Below are 18,461 nucleotides of genomic sequence, written 5' to 3'. Positions count from 1 at the left end.
GTAAAGATTGTTTGCAGGATAAATATATCGATGATGAAGGGGTGCGTGTTGGTGAAAACCCTAAGACTAATACTCTTAGGGTAAGGTTTCCTAACGATTTAGTTTTAGAACTTGTTTTTTTAAATCTTCATCAATATAATCCTTGAAACGGTATCTTTTTAATGGAATCCTTCTAGATTTAATAAGTTTAACTGGGCGCTTAAAAACAAAAGAAAAATCACTAAAAATGGCATCGAATTGAACTTCTAGCCAGTCAGTTGTAATATTTTGATATTCACTTTCCAAAATTAAAAAATTAACACGTTCTTGAGAATTTGCTTTTAAAATAATATCATCATTTAAAGTGGGAAAAGTTTCAACAATATTATCTAAATATACTGTATTGAAGCTTTGGTTTACTTCAATAAAAACTTGTCTTCCTCCATTTATGTATTTGAAATTATTAACACCTATATCGTGAGGTGATGGATTGATAATATTGAATGAAACAATAATACCTTTTTGATTTACTGTTGGTCCATCATGTGCAAATTTTAATTCGGAAAATTTTGCTAATCTTAGTACATTAGAAATTAATAACCTTCTTCTTTGAGTATAAGATTGGACGAATAAAACACTAACGGAAAATATAAACGTGAGTATCGACACAATCGGAACAATAACTTCTCTGATAAATTCTGCAGACATATGTAATCACCTCCTTTTATATAACTAATTCGACAGAGAAGGATAATTTCCTTTATAAAATGTAAAATAAAAGAATCATTTAGAAGGATTTTCCTGTTTCATTGTCGAATAGTATTAAAATTAAGATGAAAAAGGAGGAGTTTAAAATTAAAGTTGCATTTAAATTTAAAGATGGATTAGAACATGTGGTGGATTACGGGGAAAACCCAACTGGCGGAGGTGACTTTTTAGGATACATCACTTCTGTAAAAGGAACTAAAACGCCAATTGAAATAGTGCATGATGATGAGGCGATAACCAAAAGAACCTGGGATGAATTGTCATCTATAGAATTTATTCTTTCATAAAAGACAATATTTTTAAGACATCTCATAATGAGGTGTCTTTTTTCATGCAATAAAAAGAGAAATAGAAGGGGGACAATTAAATATGGACAAGGAGATGATTAGATGGGTGGTTTTAATTTGCAATATTTAGAGGCAACGCATATGTATTTATTTGGAGGAGTAAAGTTTCTCCACTTTTTATTATTATTAATGGCATTGGATATTATCACAGGTCTTTTCAAAGCCTGGAAGAATGGTAACTTATGGAGTAGAAAGAGCCTGTTTGGATATGCACGTAAGGTGCTTGTATTAGTTGTAATCGTATTGGCTAATGTAGTAGATCAGATACTCGGTTTAGGTGGAGCGGTAGCTTATGCTACGGTTCTTTTTTATATCGCAAATGAAGGCATTAGCATCATTGAAAACCTTGCTGATATGGACGTAATAGTACCAAAAGCATTAGCAGAGAAGCTGCATAGCATTGATAACTCTGACAAGTCTATTGGCAAGGAAATCAAAGAAGAATTTACAAGCAAGGATAAAGAGTAGCTGCGGCTGCTCTTTTTAATTTATAAGGAGGTTTTATATATGGCAACATGGAGAAACGATTATATCAAAAAGAATCAATATTCCCGGCCAGGATTAAAATTGACTAATCACGCAAAGGGAATTATCCATTATACAGCTAATCCGGGAGCAACAGCTGCGAATCACTGGAATTATTTTAATAATTTAAGTGATAGGTATGCTTCTGCTCATATTTTCGTAGATAAAAGTGAGGCTATTTGCATTATTCCTTTGGACGAGGTGGCATATGCAGCCAATGATGGAACATATAGAGGTGTTCCGGCACTTAAACCCAATGCTAATTATAAATCAATCAGCGTAGAGATGTGCCAGGAGCCAGATGGATCTTTCCATCCAAATACGATTGCTCGCACAGAGGATGTTTTTGTGGAACTTTGTAAAATGTATGGTTGGGATCCAATTAAGGATATTGTCAGACATTACGACGTAACGCATAAAAACTGCCCGGCGCCTTGGGTATCTAATCCAAGTGAATTTATTAAATTTAAAAAGCGCGTTAATGACAAACTTGGTGGTAAAAAGGTTTCCAAACCAAAGAAAACTCAAACAGGATCCAAACAGATTATTAATTCTAAAGCCAATCTGTCTGTAGATGGTAAGTGGGGCAATTCAACTACTCTTGCATTACAAAAGGCGCTAGGTACGCCACAGGATGGATTTATTAGCAAACAACCTAGAAATTCTGTCACTCAATCCTTGTACGGCAGTACAGTGCAATTTGGTAGTGGTGGAAGTAATGTGATTGTAGCATTGCAAAAGAAAGTTGGCGCTACGGCAGATGGGAAACTTGGACCTGGTACTATAAGATTGTTACAAAAGGCGTTAGGCACGCCACAAGATGGCGTGTTAAGTCGCCCGTCTATGGTTGTTAAGGAATTACAGCGTAAATTAAATGCTGGCACGTTTTAAGTATAAAAATAAGCCCTCATTCGAGGGTTGTACATAGTTCCAGTATATGCTATAATTTAAATTACATATCCCCCTAGCTTTTTAAGGCAGTCGCGAATGTCTTATCGCAAAGCGAAATGCGTCCACCGGAGCGCTGAGGGACTTTATAATTTGTGGAGGAAATGATCACTCTGAAACAGATTATTAAGAATTTCCGGTGTACATAATAAGCCCTTCACTCTTGTGAGGGGCTATACATATTAAATGTAACAAGCTTCTTCGCAAAAGGCATCCGCGGTTTCTTCGTCGTTTGCAACAGCATATAACTTCCAACCCATAGTTATTTTTTCAAAAGCTTCTTCTTCCCAACACCAAATTACATCTGTTGAATTATACATTACATAGTATTTATTCATTTTAATTCTCCTTATTTAAACAATTTCCTTATCGTCTTTCCTGCAGCACGACCTGTCACACGCCTGCCAATACGTTTCCCGACCTTACCTTTTCTTACACTATCAACGTCATTCCAGATACGGAGAAACTTATATATGCTTGATTTTAGGCTCATGATATCACCTCTTGTATATTAAATGTTCATTATGCTATAATCTAGGTGTAGTCGCTCCCGGCTAGGGGAGCGTGGATTGAAATATTTTTGTGAAAAGGCACTCAATAATGGGTGTCTTTTTTTATATGCTGATTGTGTTGCCCATGCCGTCTTCCCAGCCGTCAACACCATTACCATTATCTAAATCCTTAATGATTCTTTCTTGATCTTCAAGATCAACAGGAGATATTGTTGCTAAAACATCTCCCGTATTCTCGCTATCATATTCAACAACAGTAAATTCATGCAAATCCCCATCAAATGGAACTTCGACCACTTCATACTTAACGCCATTTTCTTCTCTTTGCCATACTTTCATTTATAACATCTCCTTTTAGTTTTTGAGGATGTATCTTAGCCTCTTAATTATATTATAACCGATAACGGTTATTTGGTCAATCACCTTTTGTTATTTTTTTAGGATTTTCTTGATTTTTATCTAAAATCCACGTCTTGCCAATCTTTACAGCTTTAACTTTACCATCCCGACAAAGTTTTTTAACGTGATCGGGAGAAAATCCCCATAATTCACCTGCTGTTTCTACGCCCATTATTTGTTCTAATACATTTTGATTTTTCATGTTGCTACTCCCTCCGTATCGTTATAGATAAATGTTAACCGATAACGGTCTAGCAGTCAATGATAAATAAGTTAACTGATGAATATCATTTCCGTTTATTATACCAAACCAACGGATCCAGCATTTCGATATTTCTTATCTCTTCAAGACTGCAACTTGCTTCTCTTCCATCTATTATCTGCAGGTGTATCTTGTTGCCGCCATATCCAGCCACTTTACAAATTACGTCGTTATAAAAGCTTCCGTTACGTAATATGTTAGCTTGTATTGCAACGGGATAGTCTGATGCAAATGCTCTATACAGCACTTGAGATATTTCTACTTCAGACATTTCCTCTTTGCCTTCAATTTCAGTAAGTTCACTCTCCATCTTTTTTAGCGCATCCGTCTGATCAGCAAGTATCATACCCTGCCACTTTAAAATACCTCTGTCTGTATATCCAAACATTTCAGGTGTGAAGCGAGTTATAGCGAACTCTTCCACTTATATTCATCTCCTTTATTACTAAAAAATAACAGTACATTTGTTCTTGTTTTGTGTTATATTAATATTATAACCAGAACAAACATTCGTCAAACGGTAATTTATGGAGGTGGGTCAGATGATTGGATTTTTGATTAGTGCGATGGAGAATAAAGAAAAAGTTATGATTTATTATATGGACTCTGAAGGCGATGTTAGCCAAAGGATTATTAGAATAGTGGATATAGGTGATGCGAAGGTTCTTGCATATTGCTATTACAGAAAGCAAGTACGTAGCTTTAAAATAAATAATATTTTATCATGTGGTCAGCCGAAAAGGAGTGTTGGAGCATAGTGGAAAAGCCAGCGTTAGATTTTGACCAAATAGAGCTTAAAGGGATTAGGATATCGGATGCTTACGAGTGGGGAACAGAAGTACAAATTAAATATTTTAATGATAATGAGTTTAAAGAAATCACCTGTAAAATAGATGAACCAATAAACATCTGGGATATGATTATTAAATGTTCTAACAGTGATGGGAAATTAGAAATTCCATTCAATTGGATAATCCAGGTAGAAAGTGTATAAAAAAAGAGGGGATAAACCCCTCTTACTGTTCTTCCATTTCTTCTTTACTCATAAAAATCATTTCAAATTCTGTATCTTCCCCAACTTTACCATTAATCGGATCGACACCTCCATTTATAACTTCGTACGGAGCTTCAAACGTCAAGTTAATGCTTTCTGGAAGGCTATCATCTTTTAATGGTACAATGAAGTAGCCCTCTTGCATTACCTGTCCATGATAAGTCATAACAGCCTCGTTTTCAGACATTATTCCGTACTCTGGATATACTTGTTGTTTGTCACTAGTTACGATATGTGAAGTCCCGTTAAAATCAATCTCCATATCTGTAGTGTTTTCAGCCTCTGTAAAAATAAGTAATGCTCTTGAGTGTTCTTTCCCAGCAAAACGTTCTTCCCATTGTGCTTCTTCACTTAATTCAATGTCGACAAGAGAGACGGTCATATTTAAAAGAAAACCATCAAAGTCAATTTTATAAAAACCTGGCTCTTGGTCTTCGTCTTCGCTGTAGTACATACCAACTAAGTCAAACGTGCCATACTCATTTTCGAAAGAATATTCATCTTCTTCAATTGTTTCATTTTCTTCTGTTTCATTGTTTGCTTCTTCTGTATTATCATTTTCTGCTTTTTGGTCCTCTTTTTGTTCTTCCTTTCCCGATTCTGCGTCTGATTCATTCCCGCAAGCAACCAAAAACAATGATAGTAATAATACAAATAGTAATTTCTTCATTTCTAAAATCCCCCTTTTTTATATGTATAGGAAAATTATACCTTATCTTTGTAAGGAATAATATACCTAGTCATTTTCATCCCAATAATAAAGGTCATCTACTTTGCAATCCAATAACTTCGCTAACAAGAATAGATTTTCTACAGATGGCATGCTTTTATTATTAACCCATCTGGAAATAATGTTCGGACTGACATTTAGTTGATTCGCAACCCATTTATTTTTTAATCCCTTTTCCTGTATTATCTTATTAATGTTACTTTTTAAATTCATATGCATCATCCTTATATAAAATTCATCAATTTAGTTCAACTTATATCGAAGTATTTTTGTATCATTTCTCCAACGTTTGCATATAGTTTATTGTACACCATAAATAACAGTTTGTACCACACAACATTTAAGTTGATTTAACAACAAACGAATATACGCACGAACAGTTACCGATGTGAATAGCAAAGCGTATATGCGTACGAATAGGGGTGCGAATATGGATTTATTAGTAGGGGGAGGCTTGGCTGCCTTTACGATTTATGCAGCTGCGAAATGGAATAAATCTGATAAAGATAAAATACAGCACACATTTAGGAATTTAAATTATAAAGTTAAAGACAGGGAACCAAAACATTTTAAAACCCATAATACAGATAAATACACACTATACAGCTATCATGTGCCTTATGGTCTTGTGGATGATGATAAGCTGCAGGTACTGGAGAAGGTGCTTAATAAGCCAGTAAAAATTATCTTCGCTAAAACTAAACTGCATATCAAAGTTTATAAGCAGACTTTGCCTGCGAAGATTGATTATGACTGGCCGGAAACGGAAGGGTGGACTTTACCTATAGGAACATCATTAGATGGCCCCGTAATACATGATTTTGATAAGATACCTCATATGACAATAGCTGGAATGACCAGGCAAGGAAAAACTGTTCTTCTCAAATTAATAACAGCACATTTAATTAATAATCATCCTGATGATGTTGAATTTTATGTGATTGATCTAAAAGGTGGATTGGAGTTTGCACAGCATAATTATAAACAGATTAGATCAATTGCAAGTAATACATTGGATGCATTTAATTTACTGGATAGTTTATCTGATGAAATAGAAAGAGATATGGCATTTTTTAAATCAAAAGGGTACACCAATGTATTAAATACAAATATAAAAAAACGTAAATTTATCATAGTGGATGAAGGCGCAGAGTTAGTACCGCACAAGTACATGGATAAGGATGAAAAACTTGATATAGATTATTGCCAGTACGCGTTATCCAACATCGCAAGAGTAGCTGGGGCCCTTGGATATCGTTTAATCTTTGCCACTCAATACCCCACAGCTGATACTTTGCCCCGTCAAATTAAACAAAATGCTGATGCAAAGATTAGCTTTAGATTGCCCACAGAGGTTGCAAGCCGAGTAGCATTAGATGAGCAGGGAGCAGAAGCGTTAAATAATGTTGGGAGAGCTATTTATCGCACTGCTGACAAACACGTAATACAGGTGCCATACGTGGCTGATTCAGATATCAAAGGGAGGTTTGTTGACTATGTTAGCACAGATGAAAAGGCAACAGAGAGACGAACAGATACTGTTATCTTTGGATAGTTTGACATATGCCACTCGGGAACAGCTACAGGTAATAAATAACCTTGGTGGTGATCGTAATGCACAACGCATTTTATCCAGGATGGAAAAAGATAAATTATTGCTTGTTTCACGGATGGAGAAAAATATTTATTATTTGTCCAATAAAGGAAAACAAATTATCGGTTCAAATCAGGGACAATTAAATAAGAAAGAAGTTGTTCATGTTCTTATGCGGAATGATTTATATATAAAGTTAGGGATGCCCTCTGACTGGAAAAAGGAAAGGCCAGTTAAATGGGGAAATAATAAATTAATTCCAGATGCTACTTTTAAAAAAGCTGGGGAGTATCAATTTGTCGAGGTAGATAATCAGCAAACAATGGCAACTAATATCGATAAGATAAAAAAGTATAAAGATCTTTCTCAAATGATATTTAAGCAATACAATCATCGTCCGACTGTTATTTGGTGTGTTGCATCTGAATTGAGGAAAAAGAAGATAAAAGATCTATGTGAAAAGCATGGATTGAAGTTTCAGGTGTATTAAAAAAGAGAGGGATTATCCCTCTCTCTGTGATACCATAAATGATACTGAACCATTAAAAATATATGTTTATCCAATCCTTTTATCTATTGATTAAATGTATATAAATCAATATTAATGATACATTTTAAATGCATTAGATTACTGCTTAGATGTATCCCTCCGTCTCCATTTTTTAGAATGCTTCATGCTCGAAGTAAGAGTTAGGTAAAACATTTCTTGTTGTTCATTAAAGCAGTGAATAATAAGGAGTGTTTTTTTGTTGCTTATCATTACCAAAAGTATCTACAGAACGTCACAAACATCGAAACTATAAATGCCCCATTTAACTTGCTTTAGTTTACTTTTTAATGTGTTAAGTGTAATATATAATTATAAAAGTGCATATACTATTATTATTTATTCACAAAGGTGGTAGTTGTATGTGCAATCATGAGGAGGAAAAAGATATGGTTATGCCTCAAGAACAACTAAAAAGAAATTTAAATGACGATAAAACAAAAGACAAAATTAAGAATGCATCCAAATATCTCTCCAAAAAATATGAAAAATCTATAGAAAAATTAAGTAAGAGTTGATTCCAAGTTGAAAAAAGAATTTATTCAATTAGATTTTGATGATATAAGGTGTTTACACGATGAAGCTATTCAAGTTTTCGGAGGGGTATACGGAGAAAATGAACCGGGATATATTGATTATATGGCTGAGAAACCTTTTTAGTATTCGTATGGTCAAGAATTATACCCCGGTATTTTTATGAAAGCGGCTTGTTATTTAGAAGGATTCGCAACACATCAATATTTCTCTGATGGAAATAAGAGAACTGGCGTTATGTGCTGCATTACTTTCTTACTTATTAATGGTTACGAAATTGATGTAGATGATGAAAGTTTAGAACTTTACCATGTAGCAATGAAGGTATGTGATGACAGTATACCCCGTCAAAAACGATGGGGGATAGAGGAAGTAGCAGTATGGCTGCAAAAAAACTGTATTAAGAATATGGACTTTACATAGGGCTGTCTATAGGATGGCTTTTTATTTTGTAATGAGAAAATAGTAACAAAAAGTAATTTGATAAATACAAAAAAACCAGAAACAATTCCTTTAATTCCAATACTCAAGTTATATTGTTAAATAAACAATTTAAAAATAGGATGGACTTTTTTGCATTGCCTTGGCTCAAAATCAGGCTGAGAAGGTTATCTTAAACTTTAAATAGAAAAGAGGAGATATGTTGAAAGTCAGATTAAGTCCTTATAATCCCGAATGGATAAATGAATATAAAAAAGAATGTAAGCGGTTAAAAGAACTGTTTGGAGAACTTGTTATTCAATTTGAGCACTTTGGCAGCACCTCGATTGTTAATATGAAGGCTAAATCAGTAATCGATATGATGGTTATTGTTAAAAATATTGATAAAGTTGATCAGTTTAACTCGCAATTGAGGAAATTAGGATATGATATAGCTGGAGAATGGGGCATTGAAGGCAGAAGATTATTGCGAAAAGGTGGCGAGGACAGAACACACCATATACATATCTATCAAGAAGGCAATAGGGAGATAGACAGACATTTGATATTTAGAGATTATTTAAGAATACATAAGGATGAAGCTATTAAATATAGTACATATAAAGAGCAGTTAGCAATGAAGTATCACGATACAAAAGAATATAGTAAAGCAAAAAGAAGCTATGTAAGTGAACTGGAGCAGAAAGCTTTGGAATGGCATAAAAAAGAGAAAGAGTACGAGTGATAAAATTTGGATGAGGCACAGGAGCTTATGGTGGGGACTATATGGTTAATATTAGAGAGATCATCACTTCTAATTATCTGCACGCAGAAAGCTATAAAGAATTAAAAGCAAGGTACTCCTCTGCAAAAAAATATAAACTCTATGCATCTGAAAACAATCCGGCATATCTATTGAAAATATATGATATTTGGAAAAAAGATAGAGTTAAACATGAATTTGAGCTATTAAACAAACACTATCAGAATAAAGTCTTATGCCAAAAAGCAAAGCTGTTTGGATACAGCGAAAAAGAGCAGATATGCTATCTGATTCTGCCTTATATTAAAGGAAAAAGCGGTGATGCAGCTTTACCTGAACTGGGGGAGCATTCACAGTATAAAATCGGCTTGCAAGCCGGGAGGGAATTAAGAAAAATTCATTTATTAACACCGGACTCTACATTTAACTGGTAACAAAAAAGATTGCGCAAATATCATGATAAATTAAAATCCTGTGAAGAATATGGCTTGACCTTTTACAAACAAAAATGTATAGAGGATTATATCAATATAAATATCTATTTGTTAAAGGACAGTCCAGTCGTTTTCCAGCATGATGATTTCCACCCTCAAAATATTATTATTAAAAATGAAAAGTTAAACGGAATTATCGATTTTGATTCATTCGATTGGGGAGATCCATGGGAAGAGTTTTTTAAGCTGCCGAAATATACAATACAGACAAGCACTTATTTTGCTAAAGGGCAGGTAAAGGGATATTTTGATCATAAAATTCCAGATTCATTCTGGAGGAAGTACAATTTATTTGTTGCTTTAAACCAGCATGCAAGTCATATAAGCGGTTACTTGAGAGGTGATTTAAAAGCTGTGCAGGAGAGAACGCGATTTATCGTTGAATCACATGATTTTAATAATAATAATCCGCCCGAATGGTTTGTGAGATGCCGTATTTGACATTCTGCTATGGACAGAGTTTATTAGAAAACTTGGTTGTCACCAAGCTTTTAGATGACAGCCTTCGTTACACTTATGCAGTAAGAAAGTTTATGCTTTTTTAACTGTTAAAAAATCCTCCTTCTAACAAGGTTGTCAGCAGGAGGAAAATCCGTTTCTTAGGTTTCATTTGGTTATTCGATCCCTTTTGATGGTCCTGATAAAGGGATGTTTATTTTTTAAATTAATCTAAATTCTCAACTGCATAATCCGCTTCTTCTTGAGTGAATTTTTCACCGTAATCTGAAGTTAACTGGTCTCTGATTGCTTCATGTGACATATCCATTGTCTCTTGATAGCTTTTGGCCGATTCCAATGCGTTTTCATTCCAATTTGCTTCTATATTATCCACAGCGTACTGCGCTTCTTCAGCAGTGAATTGATCGCCGTATTCAGAGATTAATTGTTCGTATATACCTGCTTTAGACATATGCATAATATCGCTGTAGCTTTCTGCTGAGTTCAAGGCATTTTGATTCCAATCCGCTTCCATGTTGTCAATTGCATATTGAGCTGCTTCTTCTGGGAATTGATCGCCATACTCGGAAGTAAGCTGATCAAAAATGCCTACTTTTGACATACTCATTAAATCTGAATAGCTTTCTGCGGAATTTAACGCAGAGGTGTATTCGGTCGGAACATCATCTTCTGTATCTGTTTCTTCCTCTTTTTCTTTCTCTTTATGAGCGCTTTCTTCCGTATCTTTTGAATTGTTCGCTGCTTCGGTTTTTTCAGAATCCGTGCTCTCGTCGTCATCGGTGCTCTCTTCCATTTTGCTTGAAGTATCTTTTTTCTCTGAATCTGTATTTTCACCCTTATCTTTATTATCCTCTGTTAGCTTTTCTTCCTCGTTCTGATCAGTTGTTTCGTTTTTCTTATTTTCTGCTTGAACAGATTTTACCTCATCATCGTCTGCAGCAGTATCATCATCAAGAGTAGTGCCGATTGCTCCAATAACGAAAACAACGATTATCCAAAACCACCATTTCTTAAAAATAGGCTTTTTTCCTTTCTCTTTCATAATTAACTCCCCTTTTCTGATTAAATATTACCAGTTATATACTTAGCATAATCATATTTATTTAGGAAGTCTAGATAAAATTTAGAAAAACCTAGAAATTTTATGATTGGTTCGTTATACAATGAAGCGTTACGGAGATTGATAAGGGAGTTTACATTCTATAAGCAGCTAAAAATGTTCAGCTCTTCTAAAGTTCCGTAGGACTATTTAGCAAATAATTCCCCATGTTATCTATACTGTTCTCTTTCAAATTCAGTATAAAATTCTCCTGTTTCAGCATTAAACAGGATATATTTCATATTTTTTAATGCTTTGTCCCATCCAATCACTTTAATTAACGTTATTCCATTCCTGTCATCAGTTGTAATTCCGAAGTTGTAACCTTTTGCAAAAAAGTCACCTGGATATAAATCTCTTATTTCTTTTGCTTTTTTTAAAAGCTCAGGACTGTCATATTTGATATCTGATAAATCCATATAAAAATTTTCTGGGTAAATAACTTCTTCATCGGGTAGTTGTACATTTTCATTAATTTTTGCGTCATGTATGTTTACCAGATAACGATCACTTGTATTAGGTACTGCAAACGTTATGTTCCAAAATCTTCGTTTCCCATCACCCCGGTTGGTTCTTCATCATTATCAACACTGGTACCATCAATTAATTTAGCGTCTTCATTCCATTTCACAGCATCTGAATAAGCTAACTCAATCGCTTCTTTTATCGTTAAGGAATGGCCTGATTCTTTTGAAGAACTCACTTGGCTGTTGGAACTGTTGAGAATTAAACAAAGACAAATAAATAAAAACAGGCAGATTTTTTTCATGAGCTATACCTCGGAAGTTTTATTTGTTATATTCACTTAATATGAGATTAATCCTTTAATTATGAAATAAATCGTTCGATAAAAAATTAGGCAATACACTTGGCTGCTGACATTTATCAGATATAGTCCCGTATTCATAGAAAATGAATTCAAATCAGCAGTAAAATTGATAAAATAATGCAGTGAAATTCTGAATGTTGGAGATGCTTTTTAAGATTGCAGACTTTCAAAAATAATACTTATCTAGTGACTGGCCGGCATGTGTGGTAAAATAATTTAACAAGCATAGTATCTAAAGACAATCTAAGAGATCATCTGAACAACAAAAAATATATTTATTAAGGTAAAGGGAGGTATTTCTATGGATAAAAAAGTTTATGAAGAATTCGCTGAATCGCTCGTAAGTACGTATAAAATCCCGGGCGCAATTGTTGCATTGAACAATGATATATACGAAAAAGGGTTCGGTTACCGGGATAAGGAAAATGAATTGCCTGTAACGGCTGATACGGTTTTTGGAATTGGCAGTGTTACAAAGTCAATGACCAGTATCGCGATTCTCCAGCTGCAGGAAAAGGGAGAACTATCTGTCAACGATTCTATTAAAAAATATTTACCTGAGATTACGTTTAAGGGAAGTGATGAAATAACGCTTCATCACCTGATGACTCATACAGCCGGTATCCCGCCATTAGACTCGCTCTTTTATGCAAATAAGCAGTCAATGGAGAAGGATGGCTCGTTCGATATACAGATTAAATTAGGCATGCCTCTTGACTGGGAGCAGGACAGCATTGATACATATGACGAACTTATAGGTTATTTAAATAACCTGTCATTTGATCTGCTTGACCAGCCGGGGAAATCATTCAGCTATTCTAACGACGGCTATGCTCTGCTCGGTATCATTATTGAACGTGTTAGCGGGCAGCCATATGAACGTTATATAGAGAAAAATATCTTTGCTCCTCTCGGTATGGAAAGCAGCTTTGTTAATCCAGATCAATTGGATGAACAGGCAGCACGCCAATATGATATGGACCCGACCGCTGAAACGCCGGCAATTGAGTATTCACCTGAATGGTGGGATGCCCCGGCGATGTGGTCGGCCGGTTATGTTAAATCAACTGCGAATGATATGCTTCGTTATAGCGGTGTCTTTTTAAACAAAGGTAATGGTATTCTAACGGAAGAAAGTCTTACTGCTATGACTACTTCATATATTGAAATAGAGCCTGGCCGGTATTATGGCTATGGGGTGATGATTACATCTGACTATTTTGGTACAACACTTATTGAACATGGCGGAGGGATAAAGGGAGTAACGGCTCATTTCGCAGTGCTGCCTGATAAAAACGTTGCCGCTATCTGTCTCACGAATATTGCTGGCGCACCTGCAGAGGCTCTTTTAAGGGGAGCTTTGCAAAGTGAAATGAATATTGCACCTGATAAAAAAGCTGTCCAATATAACAATTACACGCTTAGCGAGACGGATCGCCAGGCCATTACCGGAGTCTATCAATCGAATGAAGGACAGAAAATTAAAGTCTATGAAAAAGATGAAGCGATTTTTGTGGAGACTCAAGGGGCAGAAATACCAACGCGCGCTGTTGGCAGCAAAGCAGTGACAATTACAATGCAAGGTACGGAGTTCCTGCTGCAGTTTAAAGACGGCCGTCTTCACTTTGGGTTTAGGCAGCTTGTAAAAAGTGAATAGTTTTATATAATATAAATCTAAAAGATACAGAATAAGTATTGAATCAGCAGGGTTGCCTGGAAGTTGAGGCAACCCTGCTTTGTAATAAAAAATGACGGTATCTACCTTACTGATTTATATCAAAAGCACTCATTTTGATATAAATACATCTTAGTCCAATCATTCAAAACCAGACACAAACTGTTCAAAAAATCAGTACAATTCAAAAAAATAATATGCTACACTAACAATAGAAGGAGTTACTTCTTAACTATAAGGTGACATAGCAAAATATTTTTTTAATTAGTATTGTGAATTTATTCACATTTTTATTTTTGTGATCTCTTGTGAATTGTTTCACATAAAATTGGAGGGCCAGACTATGAAAAGAAAACTTGTAATGATTGGTAATGGAATGGCAGGAGTCAGATGTATAGAAGAAATTTTAAAAAGAGATAAAGAAACCTTTGAAATGACGATTATCGGTGATGAACCTTATCCAAACTACAACCGGATTATGCTTTCACATGTTTTGCAGGGAAAGACAGAGGTCTCCGAAATTAATATGAATGATTGGAAATGGTATCAGGAAAATGAGATTGCACTGTTTACCGGAGAAAAAGTAACGGAAATAATAACAGAAGAGAAAAAAATAAAGACGGATAAAGACAGAGTTATACCTTATGATGAATTAATAATTGCTACAGGATCCAGTGCCTTTATTTTACCTGTGCCCGGAAGTGAACTGGAAGGTGTCATCGGCTTTAGAAACATTCAGGATACGGAGTTTATGATTGATACATCAAAGCGCTATAAAAAAGCTGCTGTTATCGGCGGTGGACTCCTGGGGTTGGAAGCAGCCAGAGGATTAATGGACCGTGGTATGCAGGTTCAGGTTGTACACCTGATGCCAAGGCTGATGGAGCAGCAATTAGATAGCCCGGCGGCAAAAATGCTTAAGAAGGATTTAGAAGCACAGGGAATGGAATTTTTAATGGAAAAGCAGACAGCTGAAATCTATGGAGAAGAACGTGTGGAAGGAATCACATTTTCAGATGGTTCTTCTATAGAATGTGATCTTGTAGTAATGGCGGTTGGAATCCGGCCCAATATCGATTTGGCTAAGCAGGCAGGGCTAAATATCAATCGGGGAATCGTTGTGAATGATCAGATGCAGACCTCTGTTCCTTCTATTTATGCAGTAGGCGAATGTGCAGAGCATAACGGCATCACTTATGGACTGGTCGCTCCGCTTTATGAGCAGGGGGTTGAGCTGGCGAAGCATTTAACGGAAGAGAAAACAGCAGGATATCGTGGCAGTATTTTATCTACACAATTAAAAGTTGCGGGCTGTGATTTATTCTCAGGAGGCAAGATTGAAGAGGATGAAAATACAGATGCAATTATCGTTCAGGATCAATTTTCCGGTGTGTATAAGAAGGTCCTTGTTTCAGATAACAAAGTTGTTGGTGTAGTGCTTTATGGTGATGCCTCAGATGGAACCCGGTTATTCAGTATGCTGAAGAGAGAAACTGATATCAGTGCTTTTACAAGTGCAGCTGTTCTGCAAAAAGCAGGAGAGGATGCAGCAGAAGAGATGATAGCTGAGATGAGCCCGGATGAAACTGTCTGCGGCTGTAACGGTGTCACAAAAGGAACGATTGTTCAGGCTATTCTGGAACAGGATTTAAAATCATTTGAGGAAGTAAAAACCTGCACCAAGGCTGGCGCTTCCTGCGGGAAGTGTAAGGGAGTGGTAGAAGGCATCCTTTCCCATACCCTGGGAGACAGCTTTGACCCGGCTGCAGTGAAGACTGGAATGTGTGGATGTACAATGCTGACACGGGATGAAGTTGTTGAAGAAATCAAAGAGAAGGGTCTGCAATCTCCGAGAGAAGTCCGTAATGTACTAGGATTTGCGAATGAAGAAGGCTGTCATGTCTGCCGTCCAGCGCTCAATTATTATATGAGAATGATCAGACCGGGAGAATATGAAGATGACAAAGCTTCCCGTTTCGTAAATGAGCGGATGAACGGTAATATTCAAAACAATGGTACATTCTCTGTTGTTCCACGAATGTACGGCGGTACCACAACAGGCGATGACTTGATCCGGCTGGGAGAAGTTGCAAATAAATATAATGTACCTTTAGTAAAAATTACCGGTGCGAGCAGGGTTGGATTATATGGAGTGAAGAAAGAAGACGTGCCACAAGTATGGGAAGACCTTGGTATGCGATCAGGCTATGCTTATTCCAAATCATTGCGAAATGTAAAATCCTGTGTCGGTGCTCAATTTTGCCGCTTCGGAACGCAGGATTCTCTGGGGCTGGGAATTCGTCTTGAGAAAGAGCTGGAGATGGTAGACACTCCTCATAAAATGAAAATAGGTGTGTCCGGCTGTCCACGTAACTGTGCTGAAGCATTAACAAAAGATTTCGGTGTTGTTTGTGTGGAAAACGGCTTCCAGCTTTATTTTGGAGGAAATGGCGGAACAGAAGTCCGTGAATGTGACTCCTTTACAACTGTGAAGACGGAAGAAGAAGTAATTAACATGGCAACGGCTTATATGCAGTATTATCGGGAGACAGGTATTTATAATGAAAGAACAGCGCCCTGGGTCGATCGAATTGGTGCAGAAAATATTAAGCTTGTTCTTTTAAATGAAAAAGAGAATGCTGCATTGGTAGAACGATTCCGCCATGCAAAAAATACGTATGAAGAAGCATGGAGCAGCACACTGAAAAATGGGAAAGAGATGTATCAAATTGTGAAAAAGTGAACAATGAATTGTGTGAGGGTATAGTACTTTTTACAAAGGGAGGTTCTTGTTATGGAAGCCAGTAAAGAGAAGATAAAAATTATCAAATTAGAGGATTTACCAAAACAAATTGGGAAGGAAATCCATGTGAATGGTGAGGCTATAGCTCTTTTTCATTTGACGAATGGAGAGGTTCAGGCAATCGGAAGCAGATGCCCGCATGCCGGCGGTCCTTTAGCGGAGGGAATTGTTTCTGGAGAGTTTGTATTTTGTCCGCTGCATAACCGGAAAATTTCGCTGGTCACCGGAGAAGTACAGGAGCCGGATGATGGCTGCGTAACTACGTATGAAACAGAAGTAATTGACGGTTATGTACACATAACGGTGTAGCTTATGGAAACGTCAAAGGGATTTGTTTCATTCGTCGGTGCAGGCCCCGGAGATACAGGGCTGGTGACTGAAAAGGGAATTCAATGTTTAAAAAAGGCGGATATCATTTTATATGATCGTCTGGCTAATCCGAGACTGCTGCGCAATGCGAAAGATTCCTGTGAATTTATTTATTGCGGGAAGCTGCCGGAGAGACATACAATGCGGCAGGAAAAGATAAATAAACTGCTCGTTCAATACGCGAGTGAAGGCTGTTATGTTGTCCGCTTGAAAGGTGGCGATCCTTCCGTTTTCGGAAGAGTCGGCGAGGAGGCGGAAGAGCTTGCCGCTTATCATATTGCATTTGAAATAGTTCCTGGTATTACTTCCAGCATTGCGGCAGCAGCCTATGCCGGAATCCCTGTTACTCATCGGGATTACAGCACCAGCTTGACCTTCAGAACAGGGCATACCTGTGAAAGTAATGCAGCTTTGCATGGTGATGGACAGCTGCTGGGAGATACGATTGCCTACTATATGGGTATGAAAAAAATGCTGGTTAATTGCAGAGAATTGATTAAACAGGGAAAGCCTGCTGACACCAAAGTAGCTATTATCCAGTGGGGAACGTTAGGAAAACAAAAAGTGGCCGAGGGGACATTGGAAACCATTCAATCGGTCATTGAAGAAGGACATATTGAAAGTCCGGCTATGATGATTGTTGGCGATGTTGTAGAGCTTAGGAAGAAGCTTATCTGGTTTGATAAGAAAAAGTTCAGTGGAAGAAGAATTCTTATTGCCAAAGCATCTGGAAATACATTTGCCTTGGAGGATTATTTTACAGAGCTCGGAGCAGAAGCTTATTCCTTTCCAATATGGAAGCAAAAGGTTCATACATTTTCGGAGGAAGAATTAAAAGCAATCATGAAGTCGGATCGGCTGGTTTTTACGAATGTATATAGTGTTGATATTCTTTTTGATCAATTCTGCCAGGCTCATTATGATATTCGTAACCTTCCGCGCAGCATCGTATATCAGACGAAAAAAACAAGAAAAGCATTGGCTGCAAGAGGGATTTTGGCAGTAAGTTCACAGGATAATGATATATCCTCCATAACAATTGGCTCGAAAACAGACACAAGTCATACAAAGGAAACATTTCCTACTCATGAATGGCTGGTTGATAAACGTTTTGATGAAATAAACAAACGAATGTTAACGGAGGATGATTGGGAAACAGTTATTTTTCCAAATAAAGCTGCAGTAACCAGCTTTAAAGAAGAGTTAAAGAAGCTTGAGATGTATCATCTATTGGATATTCAGTTTGCATATATAGGAGAATCTGTTAAGAAATACGCGATGGAGCAAGGGTTCAGTGTTATTGATGAAGCGGTTCAGTCGGAATTAAAACGAATGAATTGGAGGGATTAAC

27 protein-coding genes and 1 pseudogene are annotated in these 18,461 nt (G+C 36.5%); 17 read left to right on the top strand and 11 right to left on the bottom strand.

The genetic code is table 11. The features are described 5' to 3' along the window. Positions 1-90 precede the first annotated feature (90 nt). Positions 91-687 carry a hypothetical protein gene (locus tag IEX29_RS18525; protein WP_188736045.1) on the bottom strand — a complete coding sequence of 199 codons (597 nt, stop codon included), beginning with the start codon at positions 685-687 and terminating at the stop codon, positions 91-93. A gap of 101 nt (positions 688-788) precedes the next feature. Here IEX29_RS18525 and IEX29_RS18520 point away from each other — a divergent pair, with 101 nt between their 5' ends. From IEX29_RS18520 to IEX29_RS27145, 3 genes are all read left to right on the top strand, one after another. After that, a complete protein-coding gene (locus IEX29_RS18520; protein ID WP_188736043.1) occupies positions 789-1,034 on the top strand; it encodes a hypothetical protein in 246 nt (81 codons plus the stop codon). A gap of 102 nt (positions 1,035-1,136) precedes the next feature. Then, entirely contained in the window at positions 1,137-1,562 is a 426-nt protein-coding gene (locus tag IEX29_RS18515) for a phage holin family protein (RefSeq protein WP_188736042.1), read from the top strand. Positions 1,563-1,601: 39 nt separating this feature from the next. Further along, on the top strand, positions 1,602-2,510 hold the full coding sequence (locus IEX29_RS27145; protein ID WP_188736041.1) for a peptidoglycan recognition protein family protein: 909 nt from the start codon (positions 1,602-1,604) through the stop codon (positions 2,508-2,510). Between the two features lie 239 nt (positions 2,511-2,749). Here IEX29_RS27145 and IEX29_RS18505 read toward each other — a convergent pair whose 3' ends face one another. The 5 genes from IEX29_RS18505 to IEX29_RS18485 form a co-directional block, all read right to left on the bottom strand. Then, positions 2,750-2,905 carry a hypothetical protein gene (locus tag IEX29_RS18505; RefSeq protein ID WP_188736040.1) on the bottom strand — a complete coding sequence of 52 codons (156 nt, stop codon included), beginning with the start codon at positions 2,903-2,905 and terminating at the stop codon, positions 2,750-2,752. Positions 2,906-2,916: 11 nt separating this feature from the next. Then, positions 2,917-3,060, bottom strand: coding sequence for a hypothetical protein (locus IEX29_RS18500; protein WP_188736039.1), 144 nt, complete (start codon positions 3,058-3,060; stop codon positions 2,917-2,919). A 121-nt stretch (positions 3,061-3,181) separates the two neighbouring features. After that, the gene (locus IEX29_RS18495) at positions 3,182-3,418 is read right to left on the bottom strand and encodes a biotin/lipoyl attachment domain-containing protein (RefSeq protein ID WP_188736038.1); all 237 of its coding nucleotides are present in this window, start codon (positions 3,416-3,418) and stop codon (positions 3,182-3,184) included. A 76-nt stretch (positions 3,419-3,494) separates the two neighbouring features. Beyond that, positions 3,495-3,680 carry a helix-turn-helix domain-containing protein gene (locus IEX29_RS18490; RefSeq protein WP_188736037.1) on the bottom strand — a complete coding sequence of 62 codons (186 nt, stop codon included), beginning with the start codon at positions 3,678-3,680 and terminating at the stop codon, positions 3,495-3,497. Between the two features lie 85 nt (positions 3,681-3,765). Further along, the gene (locus IEX29_RS18485) at positions 3,766-4,164 is read right to left on the bottom strand and encodes a hypothetical protein (RefSeq protein WP_188736036.1); all 399 of its coding nucleotides are present in this window, start codon (positions 4,162-4,164) and stop codon (positions 3,766-3,768) included. A gap of 118 nt (positions 4,165-4,282) precedes the next feature. Between IEX29_RS18485 and IEX29_RS18480 the strand changes: the two genes are divergently transcribed. Further along, a complete protein-coding gene (locus IEX29_RS18480; RefSeq protein ID WP_188736035.1) occupies positions 4,283-4,498 on the top strand; it encodes a hypothetical protein in 216 nt (71 codons plus the stop codon). After that, positions 4,498-4,734: a YolD-like family protein gene (locus IEX29_RS18475; RefSeq protein WP_188736034.1), complete on the top strand. Its 237-nt coding sequence runs from the start codon at positions 4,498-4,500 to the stop codon at positions 4,732-4,734. The genes IEX29_RS18480 and IEX29_RS18475 overlap by 1 nt, the downstream gene beginning before the upstream one ends. Before the next feature lie 22 nt (positions 4,735-4,756). Here IEX29_RS18475 and IEX29_RS18470 read toward each other — a convergent pair whose 3' ends face one another. Together IEX29_RS18470 and IEX29_RS18465 are read right to left on the bottom strand one after the other, a co-directional pair. Next, positions 4,757-5,464, bottom strand: a complete 708-nt coding sequence (locus IEX29_RS18470; RefSeq protein ID WP_188736033.1) for a hypothetical protein — start codon at positions 5,462-5,464, stop codon at positions 4,757-4,759. A gap of 66 nt (positions 5,465-5,530) precedes the next feature. After that, complete coding sequence (locus tag IEX29_RS18465; protein WP_188736032.1) at positions 5,531-5,737, bottom strand: helix-turn-helix transcriptional regulator; 207 nt, start codon at positions 5,735-5,737, stop codon at positions 5,531-5,533. Positions 5,738-5,954: 217 nt separating this feature from the next. Here IEX29_RS18465 and IEX29_RS18460 point away from each other — a divergent pair, with 217 nt between their 5' ends. The 8 genes and pseudogenes from IEX29_RS18460 (at position 5,955) to IEX29_RS26815 (ending at position 10,317) form a co-directional block, all read left to right on the top strand. After that, the gene (locus tag IEX29_RS18460; protein ID WP_188736031.1) at positions 5,955-7,079 is read left to right on the top strand and encodes an FtsK/SpoIIIE domain-containing protein; all 1,125 of its coding nucleotides are present in this window, start codon (positions 5,955-5,957) and stop codon (positions 7,077-7,079) included. Further along, a complete protein-coding gene (locus IEX29_RS18455) occupies positions 7,072-7,608 on the top strand; it encodes a replication-relaxation family protein (RefSeq protein ID WP_229720282.1) in 537 nt (178 codons plus the stop codon). Before IEX29_RS18460 ends, IEX29_RS18455 begins: the two co-directional genes overlap by 8 nt. 446 nt (positions 7,609-8,054) lie before the next feature. Next, positions 8,055-8,183 carry a hypothetical protein gene (locus IEX29_RS27085; RefSeq protein WP_268239092.1) on the top strand — a complete coding sequence of 43 codons (129 nt, stop codon included), beginning with the start codon at positions 8,055-8,057 and terminating at the stop codon, positions 8,181-8,183. A 7-nt stretch (positions 8,184-8,190) separates the two neighbouring features. Further along, positions 8,191-8,325, top strand: a complete 135-nt coding sequence (locus IEX29_RS27080; protein ID WP_268239090.1) for a hypothetical protein — start codon at positions 8,191-8,193, stop codon at positions 8,323-8,325. Between the two features lie 27 nt (positions 8,326-8,352). Beyond that, a pseudogene (locus IEX29_RS18450) lies at positions 8,353-8,622 on the top strand (type II toxin-antitoxin system death-on-curing family toxin); the annotation flags it as partial. Between the two features lie 220 nt (positions 8,623-8,842). After that, positions 8,843-9,364 (top strand): GrpB family protein, encoded by a 522-nt coding sequence (locus IEX29_RS18445; RefSeq protein ID WP_188736071.1) that lies wholly within the window; start codon positions 8,843-8,845, stop codon positions 9,362-9,364. A 41-nt stretch (positions 9,365-9,405) separates the two neighbouring features. Next, positions 9,406-9,816, top strand: a complete 411-nt coding sequence (locus tag IEX29_RS26820) for a protein kinase family protein (protein WP_204799048.1) — start codon at positions 9,406-9,408, stop codon at positions 9,814-9,816. Positions 9,817-9,924: 108 nt separating this feature from the next. Beyond that, positions 9,925-10,317, top strand: coding sequence for an aminoglycoside phosphotransferase family protein (locus IEX29_RS26815; protein ID WP_229720281.1), 393 nt, complete (start codon positions 9,925-9,927; stop codon positions 10,315-10,317). A 223-nt stretch (positions 10,318-10,540) separates the two neighbouring features. On the opposite strand, the gene IEX29_RS18435 is transcribed toward IEX29_RS26815, so the two are convergent. The 3 genes from IEX29_RS18435 to IEX29_RS18425 form a co-directional block, all read right to left on the bottom strand. Next, positions 10,541-11,377, bottom strand: a complete 837-nt coding sequence (locus tag IEX29_RS18435; RefSeq protein ID WP_188736028.1) for an Ltp family lipoprotein — start codon at positions 11,375-11,377, stop codon at positions 10,541-10,543. Between the two features lie 227 nt (positions 11,378-11,604). After that, positions 11,605-11,853: a hypothetical protein gene (locus tag IEX29_RS18430; RefSeq protein WP_188736027.1), complete on the bottom strand. Its 249-nt coding sequence runs from the start codon at positions 11,851-11,853 to the stop codon at positions 11,605-11,607. A gap of 113 nt (positions 11,854-11,966) precedes the next feature. After that, complete coding sequence (locus IEX29_RS18425; RefSeq protein WP_229720280.1) at positions 11,967-12,137, bottom strand: hypothetical protein; 171 nt, start codon at positions 12,135-12,137, stop codon at positions 11,967-11,969. A gap of 427 nt (positions 12,138-12,564) precedes the next feature. On the opposite strand from IEX29_RS18425, the gene IEX29_RS18420 reads away from it, so the two are divergent. The 4 genes from IEX29_RS18420 to cobA all read left to right on the top strand — a co-directional run bounded on the left by IEX29_RS18420 (position 12,565) and on the right by cobA (position 18,460). Continuing rightward, a complete protein-coding gene (locus tag IEX29_RS18420; protein WP_188736025.1) occupies positions 12,565-13,920 on the top strand; it encodes a serine hydrolase domain-containing protein in 1,356 nt (451 codons plus the stop codon). 361 nt (positions 13,921-14,281) lie between these two features. Beyond that, positions 14,282-16,681 carry a nitrite reductase large subunit NirB gene (gene nirB / locus IEX29_RS18415; RefSeq protein WP_188736024.1) on the top strand — a complete coding sequence of 800 codons (2,400 nt, stop codon included), beginning with the start codon at positions 14,282-14,284 and terminating at the stop codon, positions 16,679-16,681. Between the two features lie 51 nt (positions 16,682-16,732). Beyond that, the gene (nirD, locus tag IEX29_RS18410; RefSeq protein WP_188736023.1) at positions 16,733-17,050 is read left to right on the top strand and encodes a nitrite reductase small subunit NirD; all 318 of its coding nucleotides are present in this window, start codon (positions 16,733-16,735) and stop codon (positions 17,048-17,050) included. Positions 17,051-17,053: 3 nt separating this feature from the next. Continuing rightward, positions 17,054-18,460, top strand: a complete 1,407-nt coding sequence (cobA, locus tag IEX29_RS18405) for a uroporphyrinogen-III C-methyltransferase (RefSeq protein ID WP_188736022.1) — start codon at positions 17,054-17,056, stop codon at positions 18,458-18,460. Position 18,461: the final 1 nt, after the last annotated feature.

Origin of the sequence: Oceanobacillus neutriphilus (assembly GCF_014645515.1) — a bacterium.
Lineage (GTDB): Bacteria > Bacillota > Bacilli > Bacillales > Amphibacillaceae > Oceanobacillus > Oceanobacillus neutriphilus.
This window is presented reverse-complemented; position numbering and strand designations above follow the sequence as displayed.